At 71.0% G+C, this 20,953-nt stretch carries 17 protein-coding genes and 2 pseudogenes; 12 read left to right on the top strand and 7 right to left on the bottom strand.

Annotated features, from left to right (window positions below; translation table 11 throughout):
* Position 1: 1 nt before the first annotated feature.
* The gene (locus CLT74_RS21155) at positions 2–502 is read right to left on the bottom strand and encodes a cation:proton antiporter regulatory subunit (protein WP_099848204.1); all 501 of its coding nucleotides are present in this window, start codon (positions 500–502) and stop codon (positions 2–4) included.
* A gap of 31 nt (positions 503–533) precedes the next feature.
* On the opposite strand from CLT74_RS21155, the gene CLT74_RS21150 reads away from it, so the two are divergent.
* The 10 genes and pseudogenes from CLT74_RS21150 to CLT74_RS21105 form a co-directional block, all read left to right on the top strand.
* Positions 534–1,664, top strand: coding sequence for a hypothetical protein (locus CLT74_RS21150; RefSeq protein ID WP_143697193.1), 1,131 nt, complete (start codon positions 534–536; stop codon positions 1,662–1,664).
* A 97-nt stretch (positions 1,665–1,761) separates the two neighbouring features.
* Positions 1,762–4,353 carry an ATP-dependent chaperone ClpB gene (gene clpB / locus CLT74_RS21145; RefSeq protein WP_099848200.1) on the top strand — a complete coding sequence of 864 codons (2,592 nt, stop codon included), beginning with the start codon at positions 1,762–1,764 and terminating at the stop codon, positions 4,351–4,353.
* 68 nt (positions 4,354–4,421) lie between these two features.
* Positions 4,422–4,802: a hypothetical protein gene (locus CLT74_RS21140; protein WP_099848198.1), complete on the top strand. Its 381-nt coding sequence runs from the start codon at positions 4,422–4,424 to the stop codon at positions 4,800–4,802.
* Between the two features lie 69 nt (positions 4,803–4,871).
* A complete protein-coding gene (locus tag CLT74_RS31475; RefSeq protein WP_486582447.1) occupies positions 4,872–6,005 on the top strand; it encodes a hypothetical protein in 1,134 nt (377 codons plus the stop codon).
* A 73-nt stretch (positions 6,006–6,078) separates the two neighbouring features.
* Complete coding sequence (locus tag CLT74_RS21130; protein ID WP_099848196.1) at positions 6,079–6,681, top strand: DUF4178 domain-containing protein; 603 nt, start codon at positions 6,079–6,081, stop codon at positions 6,679–6,681.
* 131 nt (positions 6,682–6,812) lie between these two features.
* A complete protein-coding gene (locus CLT74_RS21125; protein ID WP_099848194.1) occupies positions 6,813–7,613 on the top strand; it encodes a hypothetical protein in 801 nt (266 codons plus the stop codon).
* Positions 7,614–7,767: 154 nt separating this feature from the next.
* A complete protein-coding gene (locus CLT74_RS21120) occupies positions 7,768–8,478 on the top strand; it encodes a hypothetical protein (protein ID WP_099848192.1) in 711 nt (236 codons plus the stop codon).
* A complete protein-coding gene (locus tag CLT74_RS21115; protein WP_486582446.1) occupies positions 8,478–9,296 on the top strand; it encodes an SDR family NAD(P)-dependent oxidoreductase in 819 nt (272 codons plus the stop codon). The genes CLT74_RS21120 and CLT74_RS21115 overlap by 1 nt, the downstream gene beginning before the upstream one ends.
* A 167-nt stretch (positions 9,297–9,463) precedes the next feature.
* A complete protein-coding gene (locus CLT74_RS21110; protein ID WP_099848189.1) occupies positions 9,464–9,994 on the top strand; it encodes an orotate phosphoribosyltransferase in 531 nt (176 codons plus the stop codon).
* Positions 9,995–10,051: 57 nt separating this feature from the next.
* Positions 10,052–10,420: pseudogene (locus tag CLT74_RS21105) on the top strand (ArsR/SmtB family transcription factor); the annotation flags it as partial.
* Positions 10,421–10,481: 61 nt separating this feature from the next.
* On the opposite strand, the gene CLT74_RS21100 reads toward CLT74_RS21105, so the two are convergent.
* From CLT74_RS21100 to CLT74_RS21080, 5 genes are all read right to left on the bottom strand, one after another.
* Positions 10,482–11,417 (bottom strand): DUF368 domain-containing protein, encoded by a 936-nt coding sequence (locus CLT74_RS21100; RefSeq protein WP_099848187.1) that lies wholly within the window; start codon positions 11,415–11,417, stop codon positions 10,482–10,484.
* Positions 11,418–11,513: 96 nt separating this feature from the next.
* Positions 11,514–14,039 carry a polynucleotide kinase-phosphatase gene (locus tag CLT74_RS21095; protein ID WP_099848185.1) on the bottom strand — a complete coding sequence of 842 codons (2,526 nt, stop codon included), beginning with the start codon at positions 14,037–14,039 and terminating at the stop codon, positions 11,514–11,516.
* Positions 14,036–15,469: a 3' terminal RNA ribose 2'-O-methyltransferase Hen1 gene (locus tag CLT74_RS21090; protein ID WP_099848183.1), complete on the bottom strand. Its 1,434-nt coding sequence runs from the start codon at positions 15,467–15,469 to the stop codon at positions 14,036–14,038. The genes CLT74_RS21095 and CLT74_RS21090 overlap by 4 nt, the downstream gene beginning before the upstream one ends.
* Before the next feature lie 374 nt (positions 15,470–15,843).
* Positions 15,844–17,418, bottom strand: coding sequence for an LPXTG cell wall anchor domain-containing protein (locus tag CLT74_RS21085; protein ID WP_099848181.1), 1,575 nt, complete (start codon positions 17,416–17,418; stop codon positions 15,844–15,846).
* A 114-nt stretch (positions 17,419–17,532) separates the two neighbouring features.
* Positions 17,533–17,745, bottom strand: coding sequence for a hypothetical protein (locus CLT74_RS21080; protein ID WP_099848179.1), 213 nt, complete (start codon positions 17,743–17,745; stop codon positions 17,533–17,535).
* A 168-nt stretch (positions 17,746–17,913) separates the two neighbouring features.
* Here CLT74_RS21080 and CLT74_RS21075 point away from each other — a divergent pair.
* Both CLT74_RS21075 and fbaA read left to right on the top strand, forming a co-directional pair.
* Positions 17,914–18,296 (top strand): annotated as a pseudogene (locus tag CLT74_RS21075) (phage holin family protein).
* A gap of 190 nt (positions 18,297–18,486) precedes the next feature.
* Positions 18,487–19,512: a class II fructose-bisphosphate aldolase gene (gene fbaA, locus CLT74_RS21070; protein ID WP_099848177.1), complete on the top strand. Its 1,026-nt coding sequence runs from the start codon at positions 18,487–18,489 to the stop codon at positions 19,510–19,512.
* A 57-nt stretch (positions 19,513–19,569) separates the two neighbouring features.
* Here the strand turns inward: fbaA and CLT74_RS21065 are convergent, their stop codons facing one another.
* Positions 19,570–20,817: an SLOG cluster 4 domain-containing protein gene (locus tag CLT74_RS21065; RefSeq protein WP_199172233.1), complete on the bottom strand. Its 1,248-nt coding sequence runs from the start codon at positions 20,815–20,817 to the stop codon at positions 19,570–19,572.
* Between the last annotated feature and the right edge of the window lie 136 nt (positions 20,818–20,953).

Below are 20,953 nucleotides of genomic sequence, written 5' to 3'. Positions count from 1 at the left end.
CTCAGCCGGCGGGATCGTCGGCTGCGAAGATCGCGCTGGCGCCGTCCAGGCCCTGCCGGTTGCCGACGATGACGAGCACGTCGCCGGCTTCGAGTCGGAAGCTGGGCCCCGGTGAAACGATCACCTCTCCGGCGCGCAGGATCGCCACGATCGAGGCGCTCGTACGGGTACGTACCTTCGCGTCGCCCAGCGGCCGGTTGACGTAGGCGGAGGCGGCCGGGACGGGGATCTGCTCGGTGAGCAGCCCGGCGGCCTGCTCGCGCAGCCCGGAGAGCTGCCCGAGGATCAGCGACGCACCGAGGATGTCGGCGAGCGCCTCCGCCTCGTCGTCGGTGAGCGGGATGTCGGCCGAGCAGCCGTCCGGGTCGTCCGCGTCGTACAGGACGAGGTCGCGGCGACCGCTGCGGTGGGAGACGACCCCCAACCGTCGGCCGGATTCCGTCATCATGTCATGACGTACGCCGATCCCCGGTAAGGCCGTCTGTTCGACACGTACTCGCACGCGCTCAGGCTACTCTCGCCACGGAGGCCGAATGACCACGCGTCAGGCCCGCGCTCTGCCCCTTTTCGCGCTGGTGATGGCACTTGCCGGTTGTTCGATAGGCGACGTGCGTCGTACTCCGTCCACACCGATCCAGCCAAGCGCTCCCGTGGTGGCGCCGCCGTCCCGGGTGCCCGTGGCGGAGACCCGGACGACCCGGCTCGCCGTCGCCGAACGGTACGGTCGGCCGCACGTCGAGTTCGTCGACGTCAGACAGGGATACGCCCTCTTCGGCACCTGCGAAGGCCGCCCGCCCGGTGGCTCGGACTGCCCCGCCCTGCTCTGGTCGACGCGCGACGGCGGCCGATCCTGGCAGTCGCTGCGCCACCCGAAACCGGTGGCGGACAACCAACAGCTGTACGCCACCGTCGAGGTACTCGCCCTGTGGGCCGAGCCGCACGGTTGGTGGACCTCGACGGACGGCGGCGAGACCTTCCGGCACAGCCCCGGAGACGCAACCCCGGCCGAGTGGCAGGAGGCCCAGGGACGGTTCCAGGTCATCGAGGAGTCGGGCAAGGCGGGTCGGTGGGACGGTCGCCGGCTGCGCCCGCTGCCAACCCAGCCGCCGCTGTCCGCGATACACACGCTCGCCGTTGCTGACACGTTGATCCGGAAGCCCGACGGGACCGAGTTCCACGCGCCGCTGGTGGCGACCGGGCTGTCCGGTGACGGCAGGCCGCGCGTCGCGGAGTCCTGGGACGAGGGGCGGAGTTGGCGTTCGGGGGAACCGCTGTCGGCCGACGGCGAGGTTGGCGTGCTCCGATTGCTGCTGGGCCCCGACGAGTGGTGGCTGATCGGCGAGCGGCCCGACCGGACGGGCTTCCCGGCACTGTGGCGCAGCACCAGCAGTAGCAACTGGTTCAGGGTGTACGCCGAGGGCCACCCGGAATCAGGGCGAGTGGTGCCGCTGGACGGCAGCACGGCGGCGGTGATCAGTCCACGCGGCGCGGGTGTCGTCAGTGGCGGCCGGTACCTGGACCTGCCCTGGCCGGTCACGGCCGAGCACTCCCTACGGCTGCTGCCCGACGGCACACTGTTCGCGGTGGGGCCGCAGGGTGTCCTGCTCGGTACCGGTCGGGACGTCGAGCGAAGCTGGGTCGCGATCAACCTGACGGGCGACTGACGAGTGATGTGACTCAGGTCACGTCGGCTAGGTTGAGTGGAATAGGCTCAACTCTGGTTCTGTCGGTACCAGTGGACACACCGATCCAGGGGAGCCCATGAACACCGAACGCCTCACCACCAAGAGCCGCGAGACCATCACCGGCGCTGTCGCCCTGGCGAACCAGCGGGGCCACGCCACAGTTGAGCCGTGGCACCTGCTGCTGTCGCTGCTGGACACCGAGGGCTCCACCGCTGCCGGCCTGTTGCGCGCCGTCGGGGCCGACCCGGCCGAGCTCCGCCGGGCCACCCAGCGGGCCGTTGACGCACTGCCCGCCGCCCGAGGCTCCAGCATCGCCGAGCCGACCCTGGCCCGCGAGTTCGTCAACGCCATCGGTGCCGCCGAGCAGATCGCCCGCCCGTTGGGCGACGAGTACACCTCCACCGAGCACCTGCTCGCCGGGCTGGCCCGGGTCGGCGGAGCCGTGTCCGCCGCGCTCAAGGGCGTCGGTGCCACCGAGGAGAGCCTGGTGGCGGCCTTCCCGACGGTGCGCGGCGGGGACCGCCGGGTGACCACAGCTGATCCGGAGCAGACCTACCAGGCACTCACCAAGTACGGCGTGGACCTGACCGCGAGCGCGCGGGACGGCAAGATCGACCCGGTGATCGGCCGGGACTCCGAGATCCGCCGGGTGATCCAGGTGTTGTCCCGACGTACCAAGAACAACCCGGTGCTGATCGGCGAGCCGGGCGTCGGCAAGACCGCGATCGTCGAGGGCCTGGCCCAGCGCATCGTCACTGGTGACGTGCCGGAGTCGCTGCGCGACAAAAAGCTGGTCTCGCTGGACCTCGGCGCGATGGTGGCGGGTGCCCAGTACCGAGGCCAGTTCGAGGAGCGGTTGAAGTCCGTCCTGGAGGAGATCAAGAATTCGGACGGGCAGGTCATCACCTTCCTCGACGAGCTGCACACAGTCGTGGGTGCCGGCAAGGGCGAGGGCTCGATGGACGCCGGCAACATGCTCAAGCCGATGCTGGCCCGTGGTGAGCTGCGCATGGTCGGTGCGACCACGCTCGACGAGTACCGCGAGCACATCGAGAAGGACCCGGCACTGGAGCGCCGCTTCCAGCCGGTGCTTGTCGGTGAGCCCACCGTTGAGGACACCATCGGCATCCTGCGTGGGCTCAAGGAACGCTACGAGGTGCACCACGGCGTACGGATCACCGATGCCGCCCTGGTCGCCGCCGCCACCCTCTCCGACAGGTACATCACCGACAGGTTCCTGCCGGACAAGGCGATCGACCTGGTTGACGAGTCCGCGTCCCGGCTGCGCATGGAGATCGACTCCCGGCCGGTCGAGGTGGACGAGATCGAGCGGGCGGTGCGCCGGCTGGAGATCGAGGAGATGGCGCTGGCCAAGGAGCCGGACGCGGCGTCCGCCGAACGCCTGGAACGGCTGCGCAAGGAGCTGGCCGACAAGCGTGAGCAGCTCACCGCCCTCTCCGAGCGTTGGCAGTTGGAGAAGAGCCACATCACCAAGCTCTCCACCGCCAAGGAGGAACTGGAGCGGCTCGGTGGCGAGGCCGAACGGGCCGAGCGCGACGGCGAGCTGGAACGCGCCGCCGAGCTGCGGTACGGCCGGATCCCCGCGCTGAAGGCCGAACTGGCCACCGCCGAGGAGGAACTGGCCCGGCTCCAGGCCGCCGGCGCGATGCTCAAGGAGGAGGTCGGCGCGGACGACATCGCCGCGGTGGTCGCCTCCTGGACCGGCATTCCCGCCGGCCGGCTGCTGGAGGGTGAGACCGCCAAGCTGCTGCGGATGGAGGAGTCGCTGCGCGGGCGTGTGGTCGGCCAGACCGAGGCGGTCGCCGCGGTCTCCGACGCGGTACGCCGGGCGCGTGCCGGAGTCGCCGACCCGGACCGCCCGACCGGCAGCTTCCTCTTCCTCGGGCCGACAGGTGTCGGCAAGACCGAGCTGGCGAAGGCGCTCGCCCAGTTCCTCTTCGACGACGAGCGGGCGATGGTCCGCATCGACATGAGCGAGTACGGCGAGAAGCACACGGTGGCCCGCCTGGTCGGTGCCCCACCCGGCTACGTCGGTTACGAGGAGGGTGGCCAGCTCACCGAGGCGGTGCGGCGCCGGCCCTACTCGGTGATCCTGCTGGACGAGGTGGAGAAGGCTCACCCGGACGTCTTCGACATCCTCCTCCAGGTGCTCGACGATGGTCGGCTCACCGACGGCCAGGGCCGTACCGTCGACTTCCGCAACGCCATCCTGATCCTCACCTCGAACCTCGGCTCGTCGGTGATCAGTGATCTGACGCTCGCCGAGGAGCAGCGCCGCGAGGGTGTCCTGGCGGTGGTGCGGTCGCACTTCAAGCCGGAGTTCCTCAACCGGCTCGACGACATCGTGGTCTTCGCCGCCCTGCACGGTGACGACCTGCGGGCCATCGTGGACATCCAGTTGGCGCGGCTGGGCCGACGTCTCGGGGACCGCCGGTTGACGCTCGCCGTCACCGAGGACGCCCGCGGCTGGCTCGCCGAGCACGGGTACGACCCGATCTACGGGGCCCGTCCGCTGCGTCGCCTGGTCCAGTCGGCGATCGGCGACCAGTTGGCGCGGGCCCTGCTCGCCGGTGAGGTCCGCGACGGCGACACGGTCCGGGTCGACCTCCGGGACGGCAAGGACGGCCTGTCGGTCACCTCCGGCTGAGCCGCGCTGGCCCGGGCGTCCGCCGCCTCCGACGGGCGGCGGCGGACGCCCGGGGCGAGGATGGAGACATGTTCGGGATGCGGCGCAAGAAGGAGTCGGAGTTGGCGAGGGCCGTGGCGGACCTCGGCCAGGCCAAGACGCTGGCGTTCGGCGGGGTCGGGATCGCGGGCACGCTGCTGCCCGAGACCGAGGCTTACCAACGCGTCGCGGCGGCCGTGGCCGACCACCCCGAGGAGATACGCGACCTGCTCGACCGGTTACTCAACAGTGGTGCCCCCGCAGGTCGGGTGTACGCCGCTACGCTGCTGGAGCGGCTCGACCCGGCGGTCGGGCGGGCGGCATGGACGACGCTGCGCGGGGACGAGGCCGAACTGAACACCATGACCGGATGCGTGATGGGAAGCACCACCGTCGGGGAGTACGCGGCCGAGCGGCTCGCCGACGCGTGATCCGTACGCCGGTCGGGTCCACCTGAACGGTGCTGCCGGGGCTTGCGGTCGGTCCGTACCGTCCGCGGTATGACCGCGACCGCCGAAGCGCCGGCAGCCGTGCCCCCGCCCCGTCCGCCCCGCCCCGGCACCGTCACCGTGGCCTTCTGGTTGCAACTCGCTACCGTGCTGATCCTGCTCGGCCTGATCGCCCTGCTGGTGATCGAGGCGGTTCAGTGGGATGCCGCGATCGACCGCGCAGTGCGGCGGGTACCCGACGCGGACCCGGACGAGGTACGCGCGGAACGCTGGAGCAGCCTCACGATGACGGCGGTGCTCGGGGTGCCCGCCCTGCTGCTGGCGCTCTGGCTGGGCCTGACCGCGCCCCGGGTACGCGCGGGCAGCAACACCGCCCGGACGATGGTCTTCGTGGCCGGTGGCGTGCAACTGCTGCTCTGCGCCGTCCAGGGATGTCTCGGCGCGTTCCTGATCCCGTTCGGTCTGGCGGTCGCGGTGTCCGGCGCACCGTATGTCGACGAGCCGTACGTCGACGAGACCTACCCGGAGGATGTGCCGCCGCCGGGCGACGACTTCTGGCAGGAGTCGGACTTCGCCGAGGCGCTCTACGGCCAGTCGAGCCCGTTCGACCTGATCTTCCCGCTGGCGGGCCTCGGCGTGCTGCTGGTGTTCCTGCTCACGGCGGCGGTGGTGCTGCTGCTGGCGCTGCCGCCGGCGCACAGGTGGTTCGTGCCTCGCGCCGAACCGGCGGCGGGCTGGCCACCGGCCGGGGGCGACATCCCGAACGCCCACCTGGTCGGCTATCCCGTTCCGATGGGCTATCCCGTCTACCCCGCGCCGCCCGGTGGCCCAGTGCCACCCACCTATCCGATGATTCCCGGCTACCCGGTGCCGCCCGGCTACCCGCCGCAGCCCGGGTTTCCGCCTGGTTATCCGCCGCCGGCCGGGTATCCGGTGCCGTCCGGGTATGGGGTGCCCGGTGCGGGGTATGCGGTGCCCGGGTATCCCGGTGCCGTGGGCGGCCCGGATCCGGCCGGGTACTCCCCGTACCAGCCGGCCTCGCCGACCGTCCCGGAGACACCGCAGGCACCGGCTGCCCCGGCCGGGGCGGACGGACCTACCGCTTCCGGCGGCGACACCGCCGCCTTCGGCGGTGGCGAACCGGGCGGTGCCGCCCCCGGCGGGCCGGACCAGGTCGACAGGTAGCCGGTTGGCGGGAGGCGCCACAAGCCCGGATCATGGTCGGCGTCCCCGCTGAACTGTCTCGGGAGGTGACCGGGTGGACGGGACATCGGCGTACCTGGCGGTCGGCTGCCTGGTCGGGGTGGTCGTCGCGGTGTACGCGCTGCGCCGGTGGCGCAACCGGCCAGGAGCGCCAGCGGGTCGGCAGCAACGGTACAGCGGTGAGCAGCGCCGCGACCCGCGCCGCATCGAGGTCGGCGACCTCGTCGAGATCGGGGACAACACGTACTCCGTCCGTGGCTCCATCAGGCTGGTCGAAGGCGAATGGCGGTGGGCCGAGCACCTCCTCGACGACCTCGACGAGCACGGCGGCCGACGCCGACTCTCGGTGGCGGAGAGTCCCGCATTCGAGCTGGTGATGTGGGAGTCGGCGCCACGTGACGCCACGGTCACGCCGGGCGCGCCGCTGGTGGAGTCCGGCGGCCGACGCTACAGCTGGCACGAATCCGGTCAGGCCCGGTACACCGCGGCCGGGGCCACCGAGCTGACACCGAGCGGCACCATGCGCTACCACGACTACCGCGCCCCGGGCGGCGCGCGGCTCACCTTCGAGGCGTACGGCGAGGCGGGCTGGGAGATGGCCCGTGGCGAACGGCTGGACAGTGACGAGGTGACAGTCCACCCGCAGAGCGGGTCCTGAGCCGGGACACCGGCCCGTCCGATCGATGTCGGCCGGCCGGGCGGCCGGTGACGTGCCCACCGCTCGGCGTCGCGCCGTGCCGGAATGGCCCGTTGCCGATACGGTGAAGCGCGTTCCAGGAAGGGAGAGAAATGGCCGATCCTCAGAACACCCCGGCCCGGTCACGACCGGGCGTGGTGACGATATCCACCTACCTGCTGTTGCTGTTCGCGATCTGTCAGCTGATCAGCGTGATCATCTCGTTGGCCACCATCGGCACCGTCCGCGAGGTGATGGAGGAGGCCTACCGGGATTCCACAGTCGAGGGGGCGCAGAACGTCGCCGACATCACTGTCGTGATCGGCGTCGGCACCGCCATCTTCCTGCTGGTGGTGGCGTTCGCGCTGTTCGGCCTCGGGCTGATGAACCTGCGCGGCAAGAACGGCTCCCGGATCGCCACCTGGATCGTCGGTGGCATCCTCTTCTGCTGCACCGGTTTCAGTCTGCTCAGCGGGTTCGCCGGCAACTTCAGCGCGCCCGGCGACAGCAGCGGCGACATGCCCAGCGGCGAGGAGATCCAGCGTCGGCTGGAGGAGGCGTTGCCGAGCTGGACCACGCCGGTCAGCATCCTGCTCGGGGTGATCAGCCTCATCTCGCTGCTGGCGGCTCTGATTCTGCTGGCCCTGCCGAAGGCCAACGAGTTCTTCCGCAAGCCGACGCAGCAGTGGGAGCCGCCGACGCCCGGCGGTGCCTACCCGAGCCAGCCCGGCTACCCGCCGGCCCCGGGCTACCCGGGCACCTCACCGGCTGAGCCCGGCTACCCGGGCACCCCGCCGGCCGAGCCCGGTCCTCCGGCCACCGGCAGCCAGCCTCCGGCTGGTGACCAGGGCGGCCGGCCCGCCGACGGCCCGGACCAGCCCGGTACGCAGCCGCCGACGGACCGCCCCGGCTGACCTTCGGTCAGACGGTCCGGGTGTCGACGTCCCTGATCGGCCGTCGCCTGAACTCCGCCTCGGCTCGCTTCAGGTCGTCGACACACGCGTAAGGCACGACCGCGACGGTCCCTCCGAGTAGGTTGCTTCCGAACGCCTACCGGAGGGACTCGTCGTGTCGTACCCCGAACAGGCACCGGTTCGTCGGCCGGCCGTGGTCGTGCTGGCCGTGGTGACGCTTGCGGTGATGGCGCTCGGCGCGCTCGCGTACGCGGTGATCGGGCTCGCGTCCGTGGGCGGCACGGTGGACCGGTTCCGCGCGACGGCCGGCACCGAGGCCGACGCCGGGCAGGTCGACGCGGTGGCGGCGCTGTTGCGGGCCTCGGTCGTGGTTTCGGCGGTGCTGAGCATCATCGCCGGGCTGCTCCTCGTCGGCCTGGCGCTGGGACTGGCCACCCGCCGGCCTGCGGCCCGGGTGGCGACCTGGGTGGTCGCCGGGCTGGGCATGTGCTGCGGGTGTGGTGGGGTCGCCACCCTTGTCCTGCAGCGCGCGACGCCCCTCGAATTCGGCGACGACCGGGAGACCGCGGAGTTGCTCGCCCTGGTCCCGGACGCCCATCCGTCCTGGTGGATTCCGCTCACCGCCGCTCTTTCGATCGCCCAGGTGCTCGGTTACCTTGTGGTAGCCGTGCTGCTGGCCCTGCCTGCGGCCAACGCCTGGTTCCGGCGTCGGCCGGCACCTCAGCCACCGGCATTCCCGTACCAGCCACCCACCCCACCGTTCGGAAACCCGCAGGCGACACCGCCGTACCAGCCCTCGACACCGCCGTACCAGCCCTACCCGCCGCCCGGGGCGCCGACGTCGCCCCCGTACCCGCCGAGGTGATGACGCGCGTGACGCCCGACCGGACGACGAGCGACCGATGGGCACTGATCACCGGGGCGACGGCCGGTATCGGGGCCGCGTTCGCGACCCGGCTCGCCGCCGACGGGTGGCATCTGGTGCTTGTCGCCCGGGACGCGACCCGGCTGGCCGGTCAGGCCGCCGAGTTGACCGGGCGGCACGGCGTGGAAACCGAGACCATCACCGCCGATCTGTCCACCGACGACGGTTGTGTCGCTGTCGAACGACGGCTCGCCGACGGGCCGCCCGTCGAACTTCTGGTCAACAACGCCGGCATCAGCCTGAACAAGCCGTTCCTCAGATCGTCTGTCCAGGAGGAGACCCGGCTCCTGCGACTGAACGTGCACGCGGTGCTGCGGCTGACTCTCGCCGCGCTGGCCACGATGACCGAGCGGCGCAGTGGGGCAGTGATTAATGTCTCTTCCGTGGCGGGTTTCGGCGCGGTGATGCCCGGGTCGACGTACTCGGCGAGCAAGGCGTGGGTCACCAACTTCAGCGAGTCCGTCGGACAGTCGGCCCGGCCTTTCGGCGTACGCGTGATGGCGCTCTGCCCCGGCTACACCCGCACCGAGTTCCACCAGCGAGCCGGCATCGACATGTCGAAAACCCCCGAGTGGATGTGGCTCGACGCGGCGAATGTGGTCGACGAGGCCCTGCGTGACCTGCACAAAGGCAAGTTGGTGAGCGTTCCGTCCTGGAAGTACAAGCTGGCTGTGGCGGGATTGCGGCACGCTCCGCGCCGGCTGCTCGAGGTGGTCTCCCGGGACACCCGCGGACGCATCGGCCGCGACCGGCGTTGAGCGACGACCGGGCGCTCCACCGGGTGCCGGTGATGATGACATCACTCGATCCATCGGCATGATCGACGTAGCGTAACCGGGCATCGCCACTCATCGGTCCCTCGGAAGGGTTGACCGGGGTGGCCCGCACACGTGGCACACAGACTTGCGCAGTACCCTCTATCGCCATGGGGGACCACGACGACCTGCGTAAATTCATCTCCGACCTGGCTGTGGTCCATGGCCGGGTGGTGCTCTCCTCCGGGCGGGAGGCCGACTGGTATGTAGATCTGCGTCGCGTCACGCTGCATAACCGGGCGGCACCGTTGGTGGGACGGGTGATGCGGGAGCTGACCGCCGACTGGTCGTACGACGCGGTGGGTGGCCTGACCCTGGGGGCCGACCCGATCGCCTTCGCGATGCTGCACGCCGGCGGGCGTCCCCTGGACGCGTTCGTGGTCCGCAAGGCGGGCAAGGCGCACGGGCTGCAACGTCGGATCGAAGGGCCCGACGTGGCGGGTCGTCGAGTGCTTGCGGTGGAGGACACCTCCACCACCGGGGGAAGTGTGTTGACCGCTGTCGAAGCGCTTCGCGAGGCCGGGGCCGAGGTCGTGGGGGTGGCGGTTATCGTTGATCGTGGTGCCGGCGACGCGGTGCGAGCCGCCGGATTGCCCTATCGGGCGGCCTATACGTTGGCTGACCTCGGCCTTGTGGCGTAAAAGTCTGCCGATTCGGATCTGCTGATATGCAGGCGGATCGATGCTGCTGGTGGAAGGATGGAATACGTGGGAACTGCGTTGGCCGAAATGACTATGCCTCAGATCTCGCCGCTTGCCGGCGAGCCGATCGAACGCGCCGACGCCGAGCGGCTGGCGGGGGTCCTCAAGGCCCTTGCCGACCCCGCTCGGCTGCGGCTACTCAGCCTGATCCAGTCGGCCCCCGAGGGCGAGGCGTGCGTGTGTGACCTCACCGCGCCGCTCGGCCTCTCTCAGCCGACGGTCAGCCACCACCTCCGAATCCTCACCGAGGCCGGCTTGCTGGAGCGGGAGAAGCGCGGAGTGTGGGCCTACTACCGGTTGGTCCCGAGCGCGATCGCCACGATCGCCGACCTGCTGACCCCGCCGCGTAAGCGGGCCACCAAAAGGCTCGCTGAACCGGAATCGCTTGGTGGCCGCCCAACCCCGGGCAGCCACCAAGCGGTGGGCGTCAGCGGACGTGCGGCGTCTCGTACGTCTCCTCGGTGAGGTCCCGGGCGGCCCGGCGCAACCGGCGACGCTCGGCGATGATCATTGCCGTGACCACGGCGACGCCGATCAGGAACAGCGCCACGATGGACGGGACATGGTCTCCCGGTGCGTGCAGGGCGCGATCCTCGGACTGCCACGGCCAGAGCGCCCGCAGGCTGCCCAGGATGATGCCGGCCATCACCGCCAGGGTCATCCGGCGATGCCGTTCGAGCAGCCACTGAAGGAGCTTGACGAAGAGCGCCAGGCCGATGATCATGCCCGTGGCGAAGATCGCCAGGTAGCCGAAGTCGCGGTCGTTGACGGCGCTGATGGTCGGCTCGTACAGGCCGACGGTCAGTAGCAGGAACGACCCGGAGACCCCGGGCAGCACCAGGGCGCAGACCGCGACCGCCGCCGCGACAAGTACGACGAGCGGATGCGGTTCGAGGGACGCCTGCGGCAACCCGGTCAGCAGGAACGCCGCCACCCCGGCCGCGACAAGCGCGGCCACCTCCAACCCTCGCCACGGCTTGCCGACCATCGAGATCGGCACCAGCACCGAGGCGAGGACCAGCCCGAGGAAGAGTCCCCTGGTCTGCTCCGGATGGTCGGCAAGCAGCGGTTCGAGCAGCTTCGCCGCGATCAGCAGGCCGGGCAGCATGCCGATCAGCAGCGGAATCACCACCTCCCAGTGCACCTGCCGTAGCTGGTGCCCCGCCCGCGTCCAACCACGCCCGCGCGGGACGTCGGACGCCGTGTACCGCACCGTGTTGACCAGATGTCCGGCGGACGCGATGACCCGCTCGTAGACGCCGGTCACCAACGCGATCGTCCCGCCGCTGACCCCTGGTACAGCCTCGGCCACGCCGATGGCCGCGCCGCGCAGGACGTGGCCTACCCGTTCACCAAATGCCATGAAGATTCCGTTCCGTGAATTGCTCGATCTCCGGCCCCGGTGGCGTCCGCCACGGCCGCCCAGGCTACCGGGATGGACGCCACCCGACCGGCCAGGTCACAAACGCGGGTCGACAGGTTCGGACTCACAGGCCAGGATCGCGAAGACCAACTCGTGGCGGCGCCACAGCGGGGCACCCTCGACCAGGGCGTCCAGGGCAGCCAGGCCGAGCGCGTGTTCGCGCAGCGCCAGGCCCCGCTTGCGACCCAGAGAACGGCGTCGCAGCGCTGCGAGCTGCTCCGGTTCGGTGTACTCGGGACCGTAGATGATCCGCAGATACTCCCGGCCCCGGCACTTGATCCCCGGCTGGAGCAGCGAGCCACGCTCACCACGGGCGGCCGGGCCCGCGTACGGTTTGACGACCATGCCCTCACCGCCGGCCCCGGTCAGGGTCAGCCACCAGTCGGTCGCCTCCCGCACCGACCCGGTGTCGGACAGTTCGACAACCCGACGCCGGGTGGGCGTGAAGAACTCCGGGTCGGCCGCGCAGAGCCGGTCGGCGAACGCCAGATGCCAGCCGTGATCGCGGTCGCCGTAGCTGGCCTTCGCGCCGGCGAGCACCGCGAACGGCGCGAGCCGCACGCCGCGCAGCCCGTCGGTGGGTCCCACGTACGCCCGGTACGCCGCCGTGTAGGCCGACACGTCGTGAAGGCGGCGAGCGGTGCGGTCGCGCAGCTCGGTCACGTCCAGCCCCCGACCGATCGCCGCGTCAAGCGCCGTCAGTGCCGCCGGCAGGCCGGCCCGGCCAGCCGCACCGACCCCGGCGTACTGCTCGCGGATCAGCCCGGCGGCCTTCGCCGACCACGGCAGCAGCTCGCAGTCGAGCAGCAGCCAGTCGGTGGCCAACTCGTCCCAGAGCCCGGCAGCTGTCACCGCCGCGCGTACCCGGGCCAGCAGTTCGGTGTCGAGCGGCTCACCGAAGAACGGCCGGCCGGTGCGGGTGTGCACCACCCCGCCGCCCGGCCCGAACGGGCCACCGTCCGGCTCCCGGCAGACAAGCACCACGGCCCGCGAGCCCATGTGCTTCTCCTCGCAGACGACCCGGTCCACGCCGGCCGCCCGATAGTCGGCGAAGGCCTCCGCCGGATGCTCCAGGTAGCCGTCCAACGTGGACGTCGAACAGGGCGCCATGGTCGGCGGCAGCCACACCAGCCGGCGCGGGTCGACCGCGAAGCGGCTCATCACCTCCAACGCCGCGGCGGCGTTCTCCGCCGGCACGGTCAGCGAACCGTACGCGTGCTCCACGTGCCGCCGACCCGTCACATCGGTCAGCTCCAGCACCTCGTCGGGCCGGGCCGGCGCGGCGGTCAGCGGCCGGACCGGGGCGTACCACTCGCGCTCCGCCGGCACCGAGACGAGTTCCCGCTCCGGGTAGCGCAGCGCGGTCAGCCGACCACCGAAGACGCAGCCGGTGTCGATGCAGATGGTGTTGTTGACCCAGTCCGGCTCCGGGGTGGGGGTGTGGCCGTAGACGACCATCGCCGAACCTCGGTACTCCCGGGCCCACGGATAGCGCACCGGCAGGCCGTACTCGTCGGTCTCGCCTGTGGTTTCGCCGTACAACGCGAAGGCGCGGACCCGCCCCGACGCCCGGCCCTGGTACTCCTCCTTCAACCCGGCGTGCGCCACCACCAGCCGGCCGCCGTCGAGCACGTAATGGCTGATCAGCCCGTCGACGAAGGTGGCCACCTCGGCGGTGAACTCGGGCGGCTCCGCGTCCAGCTGCGCCAACGTCTCGGCCAGTCCGTGGGCCACCTTGACGTTGCGGCCGCGCAGTTTGCGCAGCAGCTTCTGCTCGTGGTTGCCGGCCACGCAGAGCGCGTGCCCGGCGGTGACCATGCCCCTCACCAGGCGGAGCACCCCGGGCGAGTCCGGACCGCGGTCCACCAGGTCACCGACGAACACGGCGGTACGCCCCGACGGATGTGTCGCGTCGACCGCCCGGCCCGCGTCGTCGTGGTGCAGCCGCCAACCCAGCCGGGTCAACAGCGTCTCAAGTTCGGCCCGGCAGCCGTGCACGTCACCGACGATGTCGAACGGGCCGGTCAGCTCGCGCCGGTCGTTGAACAGCCGTTCGTAGCGGATCTCGGCGGCCTCGATCTCGTCGACACCGCGCAGCACGTGCACCTTGCGGAAACCCTCCCGGCCCAGCTGGGCGTAGCTGCGCCGCAGGTCCCGGGACATCCGGGCCAGCACCTGCCGGCCGAAGGTGCGGTCGGACCGGGCCTCGGTACGCGCCCAGGCCAGGTCCTCGGGCACGTCCAGCACGATCGCCACCGGCAGCACGTCGTGTTCGCGGGCGAGCCGGATCAGGGCGGCTCGGGCGTGTGGCTGGAGATTCGTCGCGTCGACCACGGTGAGCCGGCCAGCGCGCAGCCGCTTGCCCGCCACGTAGTGCAGCGCGTCGAAAGCCTCCGCCGAGGCCGACTGGTCGTTCTCGTCGTCGGCGACCATCGCCCGGAAGGCGTCGGAGGAGAGGACCTGGCTGGGCGTGAAATGCCGGCCGGCGAATGTCGACTTGCCGGAGCCGCTGATCCCGACAAGTGCCACCAGGGCCAGCTCGGGAATGTCGAGGACGGTCATCGGGGTGCCTCCGCACGGGTGAACACGGCCAACTGGGTGGGGGCGCCGACCTCCGGGTCGTCCGCGCCGACCCCCTGCACCACCGCGGAGTAGCCGTACGTGGCGCCCACCCGCCGGACCCATTCGGCGAATTCGGCGCGGGTCCACTCGAACCGGTGGTCGGCGTGCCGGAGCGCACCCGCCGGCAACCCCTCGAAACGCACGTTGTGCTCCACGTTCGGCGTGGTCACCACGACCGTCGTCGGCCGGGCGTAGCCGAAGACGGCGTCCTCAAGCGCCGGCAGCCGGGGCGGGTCGACGTGCTCGATGACCTCCATCAGCACCGCCGCGTCGTACCCGCGCAACTGCTCGTCGCGATAGGTGAGCGCGGACTGCCGGAGCACCACGCGGCTGCGTTGACGTTCCGGCAACCGGTCCAGCCGCAGCCGCCGGGCGGCCAGGGTGAGGGCCTGGGTGGAGACGTCGGTACCGACGATCTCGGTGAACCGGCGGTCACCGATCAGCGTGGCCAGCAGCGCGCCCCCGCCGCAGCCCAGATCCAACACCCGGTGGGCACCGGCGGCGACGAGCGCGGCGTGCACCGCGTCCCGGCGCAGGGCCGCCAGCGGGGCCCGGGGCGCCGACCCGTCCGGCACCGCGTCCGCCACCGCGTCGTCGGCGGTCGGCTCGTCGTTGGGGCGTTGGGCGTCCAGCCGCTCCAGTGCCTGACCCGCCAACGCCCGCCGGTGCGCCAGGTAACGGCGGATGATCAGTCCACGCTCGGGATGGTCGGCCAACCAGCCCGTGCCGGCCCGCAGCAGCTTGTCCACCTCGTCCGGGGCCACCCAGTAGTGCTTCGCGTCGTCCAGCACAGGCAGCAGCACGTACAGGTGGTTGAGCGCGTCCGCCACCCGCAGCGTGCCGGTCAGGGTCAGGTCCACGTAGCGGCTGTCGCCCCACTGCGGGTGCAGTTCGTCAAGCGGAATGGCGGTGGCGGTGACCGCCCAGCCGAGCGGCCCGAACACCCGGGTGGCGACGTCGGCACCACCACGGCAGCGCAGCACCGGAACCCGGACCTCCAGCGGGATGGCCCGGGCGGCCAGCTCGGGACGTTCCTTTGAGGCACCGCGCAGCGCGGAGCGGTACACCTTCGACAGCGCCGACGCGAGCAGGCTGGACGCGGCGTACGGCCGGTCGTTGACGTACCGCCCGAGAGTGAAACTTTCCGGCGTCGCTGTCGATTTCCGGCCGCGACCCCGGGCGGCGGCCAGCTTCACCGGATCGACGTCGAGCAGCAGCGCGGCCGTGCAGCGCTGCTCGTCGGCCTCCGGGTAGAAGACGTGTGCCGTGCCCACGGGCACGTCGAAGGTCTGCACCCGGTCGGGATGCTTGATCAGCAGGTGACCGAGATCCGTCGCCGGCTGGTGCGTGGTGGTGAGGGTGAGCAGCACCCGCCCATGGTGTCAGCTCTCTCGATCTTGCGCCGTCCGGTTTTCGGTGGTCGCGGGTGGGGTTTGCGGTGGTTGCGGTGGGGTTTGCGGGGCAGCCCCACCCGCTCCGGGCGGTCAGGCTTGATCCCTGCGCGGGTGGGGCTGCCCCGCAAACCTGTCGGGGTTCGGCTTCCAGCGGCAGTGCCGGCTTTCAGCGGCGGGGTGAGGGTTGGGGTCGGTTCGTGTGGTCGGGGGTGGAACTGCGGCGGGCGGGATGGCGGTGGGTGGCGGACGTCGAGGAGGTGGCGGGCGTGGGATGTGGTGGGGGTGGAAAGGGGGGTGCCCCGCCGAGGGTGGTCGGCGGGGCATCTGTGGTGCTGTCGTATCTGGGCGGGCTATGCGGTGAAGTGGGTACGGCGGCGGCGGGCCAGCACGAAGCCGGCCGCACCGGCGGCGAGCAGCACGGCGCCGACGCCAGCGATCAGCGCGGTGTTGGCGCCGGTGATCGGCAACTCGCCACCGTCACCACCGTCGCCGCCCTGGCCGCCGCTCGGGTTGACGACGAGCTTGGCGATGTCGTTCGCCGGCTTCAGGTCGGCGTAGAAGCCGCCGTCGCACTGGCAGGCGACGTTGACCTTGACGTCGCCGGTGGCGTTCGGGACGACCTTGTCGATCCGGAGCCCGAACTCCATGGTCTCCTCGTCACCGGCCTTGATGAACCAGCTGGCGTAGCAGCGGTACAGGCGGGCACCCGGCTCGCCCGGCTCGCCCCACTCGTTCTCGCCGCGCACCGGGGAGCAGTTCTCGGGCACCTTGACAGCGCTGGCGCCGTTCGGGATTCCGACCTGCATGTAGGTGACCGAGGACCCGGAACGGCCGTAGTCCAGGGTGGCCGGGCCGTTGTTGCGGAAGCCGACGGTGGCCACCACCTCGTCGCCCTTCGCGCCGGAGACCTCGTCGCCGACCGCCGCCAGGTCGGTGCTGTTCTTGCCGGTGACCGTCACCGCCAGGCTCGACCAGTTGTTGTCCGGCTGGGTGTCCGCCTGGAAGCTACGCGCCGCGATGCTCGCGCCGGCCTCGTCCAGCCCCAGCTTTCCGCCGGTGCCCGGCTTGCCGGTGGTGGCACCGCGGCTCTTCACGTACGCCTCGTAGTCCTCGAATTCGGCCGGCGTCATCCAGAGGATCTCGCCGTAGTCGAAGCCCGGCGCGAACGCGTCCTTGGCGATCCGGTAGGCGAGGGTGGTGACGTAGCTGGTCTGTGGCTCCAGCGGGCGGTCGAAGTGGCAGGCACGCAGGAAGGTGCCCTCGTAGGTGCAGTTGGCGTACTGCTTGGCGGGCTGAATGCCGTAGTCGTTGTAGAAAACGGCGACGGCGCCCTTGGCGACCGTGTCGCCCGGGTTGCTGACCTTCAGCGGCATGGTGAACGTCGAGCCCGGCTTGCCGGAGCGTTCCGTCTCCGGGCCGGCGGCCAGGTCGACACCCTCGCCGATCCGCACCCGCGCCTCGTGGGTCACCGGCGCGTAGCCGGTGGCGCTGAGGCTCACCTTGACGGTGCCCTCGTCGCCGTCCTTCGCGTCTGCGGTGGGGGCGATGACCACCGAGTAGAGGCCGCCGAAGCCGCCCTCGTACAGCTCGACCTCGAACGGGTCCGTGCAGACCAGGACGTTCGGCTCGGGCGTCGAGCAGTAGCTGGAGTCACTTTCCGACGCCACGGTGGCCTTACCCGCGAGGTCGGTGAAGTCGTAGCGCACGGTGAGGTCGTGCACCACCACCGTGGAGGAAGCGAACAGGATCGGACTGTCGATCTTCCCGGGCGAGCCGGCGGCGATTGTGGTGTCGCCGAAGTAGACGCCCAGGGAAACCTCAGCCTGCTCGGCCGAGGCGGGGGTGGCAGGGGCGGCGACGGCGGCGATGAGCGCGCCGGCCACGCCCAACCCGGCCAGCCGGCGCCGGGTGGAGTGGGTGAGCATTGAGGGGGGTCCTCCCGTGAAGGGTGCAGGGTGAAGCCCCCGGATGCTAAGGAATCCTTAAGGTCCTCGCTGCCCGTACCGACCGTCCCGGGCAAAGTCCGGCCGAAAGGTTGATCAGCGGTAGTCGTCCTCGTCGGCGCCGACCACGCGGGCCTGCTCCATGGCGTCCCAGTCGTCGACCTCCAGGCCGCGGTGCGGTTCGACCTCGACCTGGCTCGGGTCGGCGACGGCGGCCTGCTCGACGGCGTCGGCCGGCTCGGTCTCCAGGTCGCGCTCCTCCGGGCTGAGGTGGTCGCCGGGGGCGAAGTCCTCGTCGGGCTGGCCCATTCGGTGCCTCCGGGATGTCGGTGGACGGGATACCCACCCACCGTACGGGGTGTGTCGGCGCAGTGCTGGGAACCGGCCGGCCATCGAGCCGCTGAGGGTACGCCGACGCCGCAGCCGAGTCGGCCGAATCGACCCACCGGCGACTGTCGCCGGTGCCAGGATGGTGCCGTGGGTTTCCTCATCCGGCTGGCGGCGACCGCCATCGCACTGTGGATCACCACGCTCATCGTGCCCGGCGTCGAGGTGACCGGGCGGACCGGTTACGACACGGCGTTCGCCCTGCTCGTCGTGGCGCTGATCTTCGGCCTGGTCAACGCGGTGCTCAAGCCGGTCATCAAGGTGGTGGGCTGCGTCTTCTACCTGCTGACTCTCGGCCTGTTCGCCCTCGTGGTCAACGCCCTGTTGTTCCTGCTGACCGACCGGATCGCCCGGGCGCTCGATCTGCCGTTCCAGGTGGACGGCTTCTGGGCCGCCTTCTGGGGGCCATCGTGATGGCGGTGGTCACCTGGCTGATCAGCGTGGCGGTGCCGGATCCAGCGGACCGGCGGTGAACCGGCCCGGTTGTGCCCGTCCGGTTCCGCTACGGGATACTTCCCGCGGAGGACAGCGCGGTCCGGCGCATCAAGGTAGGACAGGCGGCCGCACGGCCGGCCCCCAAGGTAGGACAGGCGGCCGCACGGCCGGGTCCCTACGGAGAACAGCGGCCGTACGGCCGACAGTGGCAAGTAAGGAGCGTTCGACATGCCCATCGCTTCCCCCGAGGCTTACGCCGAGATGCTGGATCGCGCCAAGGCGGGCCGGTACGCGTACCCGGCGATCAACGTGACGTCCTCGCAGACGCTGAACGCGGCGCTCAAGGGCTTCGCCGACGCGGAGAGCGACGGCATCATCCAGGTCTCCACCGGTGGCGCGGAGTACCTTTCGGGCCCCTCGGTCAAGGACATGGTCACCGGTGCGGTGGCGTTCGCCGCGTACGCGCACGAGGTGGCCAAGAAGTACCCGGTCAACATCGCCCTGCACACCGACCACTGCCCCAAGGACAAGCTGGACAAGTTCGTCCGGCCGCTGATGGCCATCTCCCAGGAGCGGGTGAAGGCCGGCCAGGAGCCGCTGTTCCAGTCGCACATGTGGGACGGTTCGGCCGTGCCGGTGGCGGAGAACCTGGAGATCGCGGCCCAGCTGCTCGACGAGGCGGCCAAGGGCAAGATCGTCCTGGAGATCGAGGTCGGCGTCGTCGGTGGCGAGGAGGACGGCGTCGAGAACGCCATAAACGACAAGCTCTACACCACTGTCGAGGACGGCCTGGCCATGGTCGAGGCGCTCGGCCTGGGCGAGAAGGGCCGCTACATGGCGGCGCTGACCTTCGGCAACGTGCACGGCGTCTACAAGCCGGGCAACGTCAAGCTCCGCCCGGAGATCCTCAACCAGATCCAGGAGGCGGTCGGCGCCAAGCACGGCAAGGAGAAGCCGCTCAGCCTGGTCTTCCACGGCGGTTCTGGCTCGCTGCTCTCGGAGATCCGCGAGGCGCTCGACTACGGCGTGGTGAAGATGAACATCGACACCGACACCCAGTACACCTTCTCCCGCCCGGTCGCCGACCACATGTTCCGCAACTACGACGGCGTCCTCAAGGTCGACGGTGAGGTCGGCAACAAGAAGATGTACGACCCCCGGGTGTGGGGCAAGGCCGCCGAGGCCGGCATGGCCGCCCGGGTGGCGGAGGCCTGCGAGCACCTGCGCTCCACCGGCACCACGATGACCAAGTGACGTCCTGACGTCGTGACGACGGCGGCCGGTCCCGTACGCGGGGCCGGCCGCCGTCGTTCACCGGGTCAGCAGGTGGACGGCCTCGTGGACGTCGTCGGTCAGGTGCACGGTGTCGGACAGGTCACCGAAGGGGGAGGCGGCAAGCAGTGGGCGCAGCAGCGACTCCACAGGCAGTTCCGTCGTCCAGTACGCGCGGTCCAGGAAGACGTACGCGCCGCTGACCCCGTCGGTGCCGTAGTAGGTCTTGGTGGCCGCCTGGAACACCTCCTGCACGGTGCCCGCGCGGCCGGGGGCGAAGACGATGCCGCCCCGGGCCAGCCGCAGGATGGTGTCCTCTCGGATCGCGTTGGAGAAGTACTTGGCGATCCGGCCCGCGAACAGGTTCGCCGGCTCGTGCCCGTACAGCCAGGTCGGCACGGCGAGCCCACCGCAGCCGGCCCAGTCCAGGTCACCTGTGGTCAACGCGGCCGAGTCCGCCCGATAGGCGGTCACCGGTTCGGTGCCGTTCACAGGTGGCGTGACCGACCGCCCGAAAAGCTCCCGTACCCGTAGCGCCGCAGCCGTGTAGCGGTCGTGATCGGTGTAGTCCGGCGCGGTCGCGAGCAGGTCGACGGCGGCGGTGAGGTCCTCGTCCGGTCGGGTCGACAGGTACGCACCCAGGTTGGCGGCCTCCATCACCCCCGGGCCACCCCCGGTCACCACCAGCCGGTGTGCCCGCGCGAGTTCCCGACCCAGCACCGCCGCCATCCGGTACGGCTCACTGCCGCGACGAACCGCGTGCCCACCCATCACCCCGACCACCGACTGCGGCCCGTGGGCGGCCAGCCAGGCGCGGGTGGCGTCGGCGAGCGCGTTGTCCACCCCGTGGTCGTGCAGCCGCTGGCCGAGCGCCTCCCGGACATCGGGCAGCGCCCCACCATGTGCGCGGAAGTGCGCGTACACCCGGGTGTCGTACATCGCCGCGAAACCGCCCTCGGCGAAGCCGGCGGCGAGTTCCTCAGGGGTGTAGAGGTGGGACGGCTGGGTCGGGTACGGCAGCCCGGAGAACGGTGGCACCACGTTGGCGCCCCGGCGGACCAGGTCGGCGCCGACCTGCCGGGAGGCGAAGCGGCAGCCGACGAAGAGCGTCCCGGCCACCTCGACCCCGGTGAGGTCGGGGACCGGCTCCAGATCCAGTCGGAGCCCCTGCACGGTGAGTCCGACCAGGCTGCCGGTGGCCAGCCGCCTGTCGAACTCCGCCCGGGTCTGGAGCTCGTCTGTCCAGGTGTGCGGCTCGATGACGTCCGCGGGGGGTGGAGTCGGCATCGGGTCATCCTGCCGGGCCGGCGCAACGCCGTGGACGTCACCCCGGGATGGCCCGGTCATGGTACGGGAGCCCGGCGGCCTGGCCGGGCTCCCGCATTTCCGGTTCCTGGGGAGGCTCCGGATCCATAGTTGTAGT

The sequence above is a fragment of the Verrucosispora sp. CNZ293 genome (assembly GCF_002754655.1).
Note: the sequence above shows the minus strand (reverse complement) of the source record. Positions and strands in the feature narration are given on the sequence as shown.

Excerpts from the sequence above, each read along its gene's own strand:
- CLT74_RS21150 (WP_143697193.1), top strand. The coding sequence starts at position 534 with ATGACCACGCGTCAGGCCCGCGCTCTGCCCCTTTTCGCGCTGGTGATG.
- clpB (WP_099848200.1), top strand. The coding sequence starts at position 1,762 with ATGAACACCGAACGCCTCACCACCAAGAGCCGCGAGACCATCACCGGC.
- CLT74_RS21140 (WP_099848198.1), top strand. The coding sequence starts at position 4,422 with ATGTTCGGGATGCGGCGCAAGAAGGAGTCGGAGTTGGCGAGGGCCGTG.
- CLT74_RS31475 (WP_486582447.1), top strand. The coding sequence starts at position 4,872 with ATGACCGCGACCGCCGAAGCGCCGGCAGCCGTGCCCCCGCCCCGTCCG.
- CLT74_RS21125 (WP_099848194.1), top strand. The coding sequence starts at position 6,813 with ATGGCCGATCCTCAGAACACCCCGGCCCGGTCACGACCGGGCGTGGTG.
- CLT74_RS21115 (WP_486582446.1), top strand. The coding sequence starts at position 8,478 with ATGACGCGCGTGACGCCCGACCGGACGACGAGCGACCGATGGGCACTG.
- CLT74_RS21110 (WP_099848189.1), top strand. The coding sequence starts at position 9,464 with ATGGGGGACCACGACGACCTGCGTAAATTCATCTCCGACCTGGCTGTG.
- CLT74_RS21100 (WP_099848187.1), bottom strand. The coding sequence starts at position 11,417 with ATGGCATTTGGTGAACGGGTAGGCCACGTCCTGCGCGGCGCGGCCATC.
- CLT74_RS21095 (WP_099848185.1), bottom strand. The coding sequence starts at position 14,039 with ATGACCGTCCTCGACATTCCCGAGCTGGCCCTGGTGGCACTTGTCGGG.
- CLT74_RS21085 (WP_099848181.1), bottom strand. The coding sequence starts at position 17,418 with ATGCTCACCCACTCCACCCGGCGCCGGCTGGCCGGGTTGGGCGTGGCC.
- CLT74_RS21080 (WP_099848179.1), bottom strand. The coding sequence starts at position 17,745 with ATGGGCCAGCCCGACGAGGACTTCGCCCCCGGCGACCACCTCAGCCCG.
- fbaA (WP_099848177.1), top strand. The coding sequence starts at position 18,487 with ATGCCCATCGCTTCCCCCGAGGCTTACGCCGAGATGCTGGATCGCGCC.
- CLT74_RS21065 (WP_199172233.1), bottom strand. The coding sequence starts at position 20,817 with ATGCCGACTCCACCCCCCGCGGACGTCATCGAGCCGCACACCTGGACA.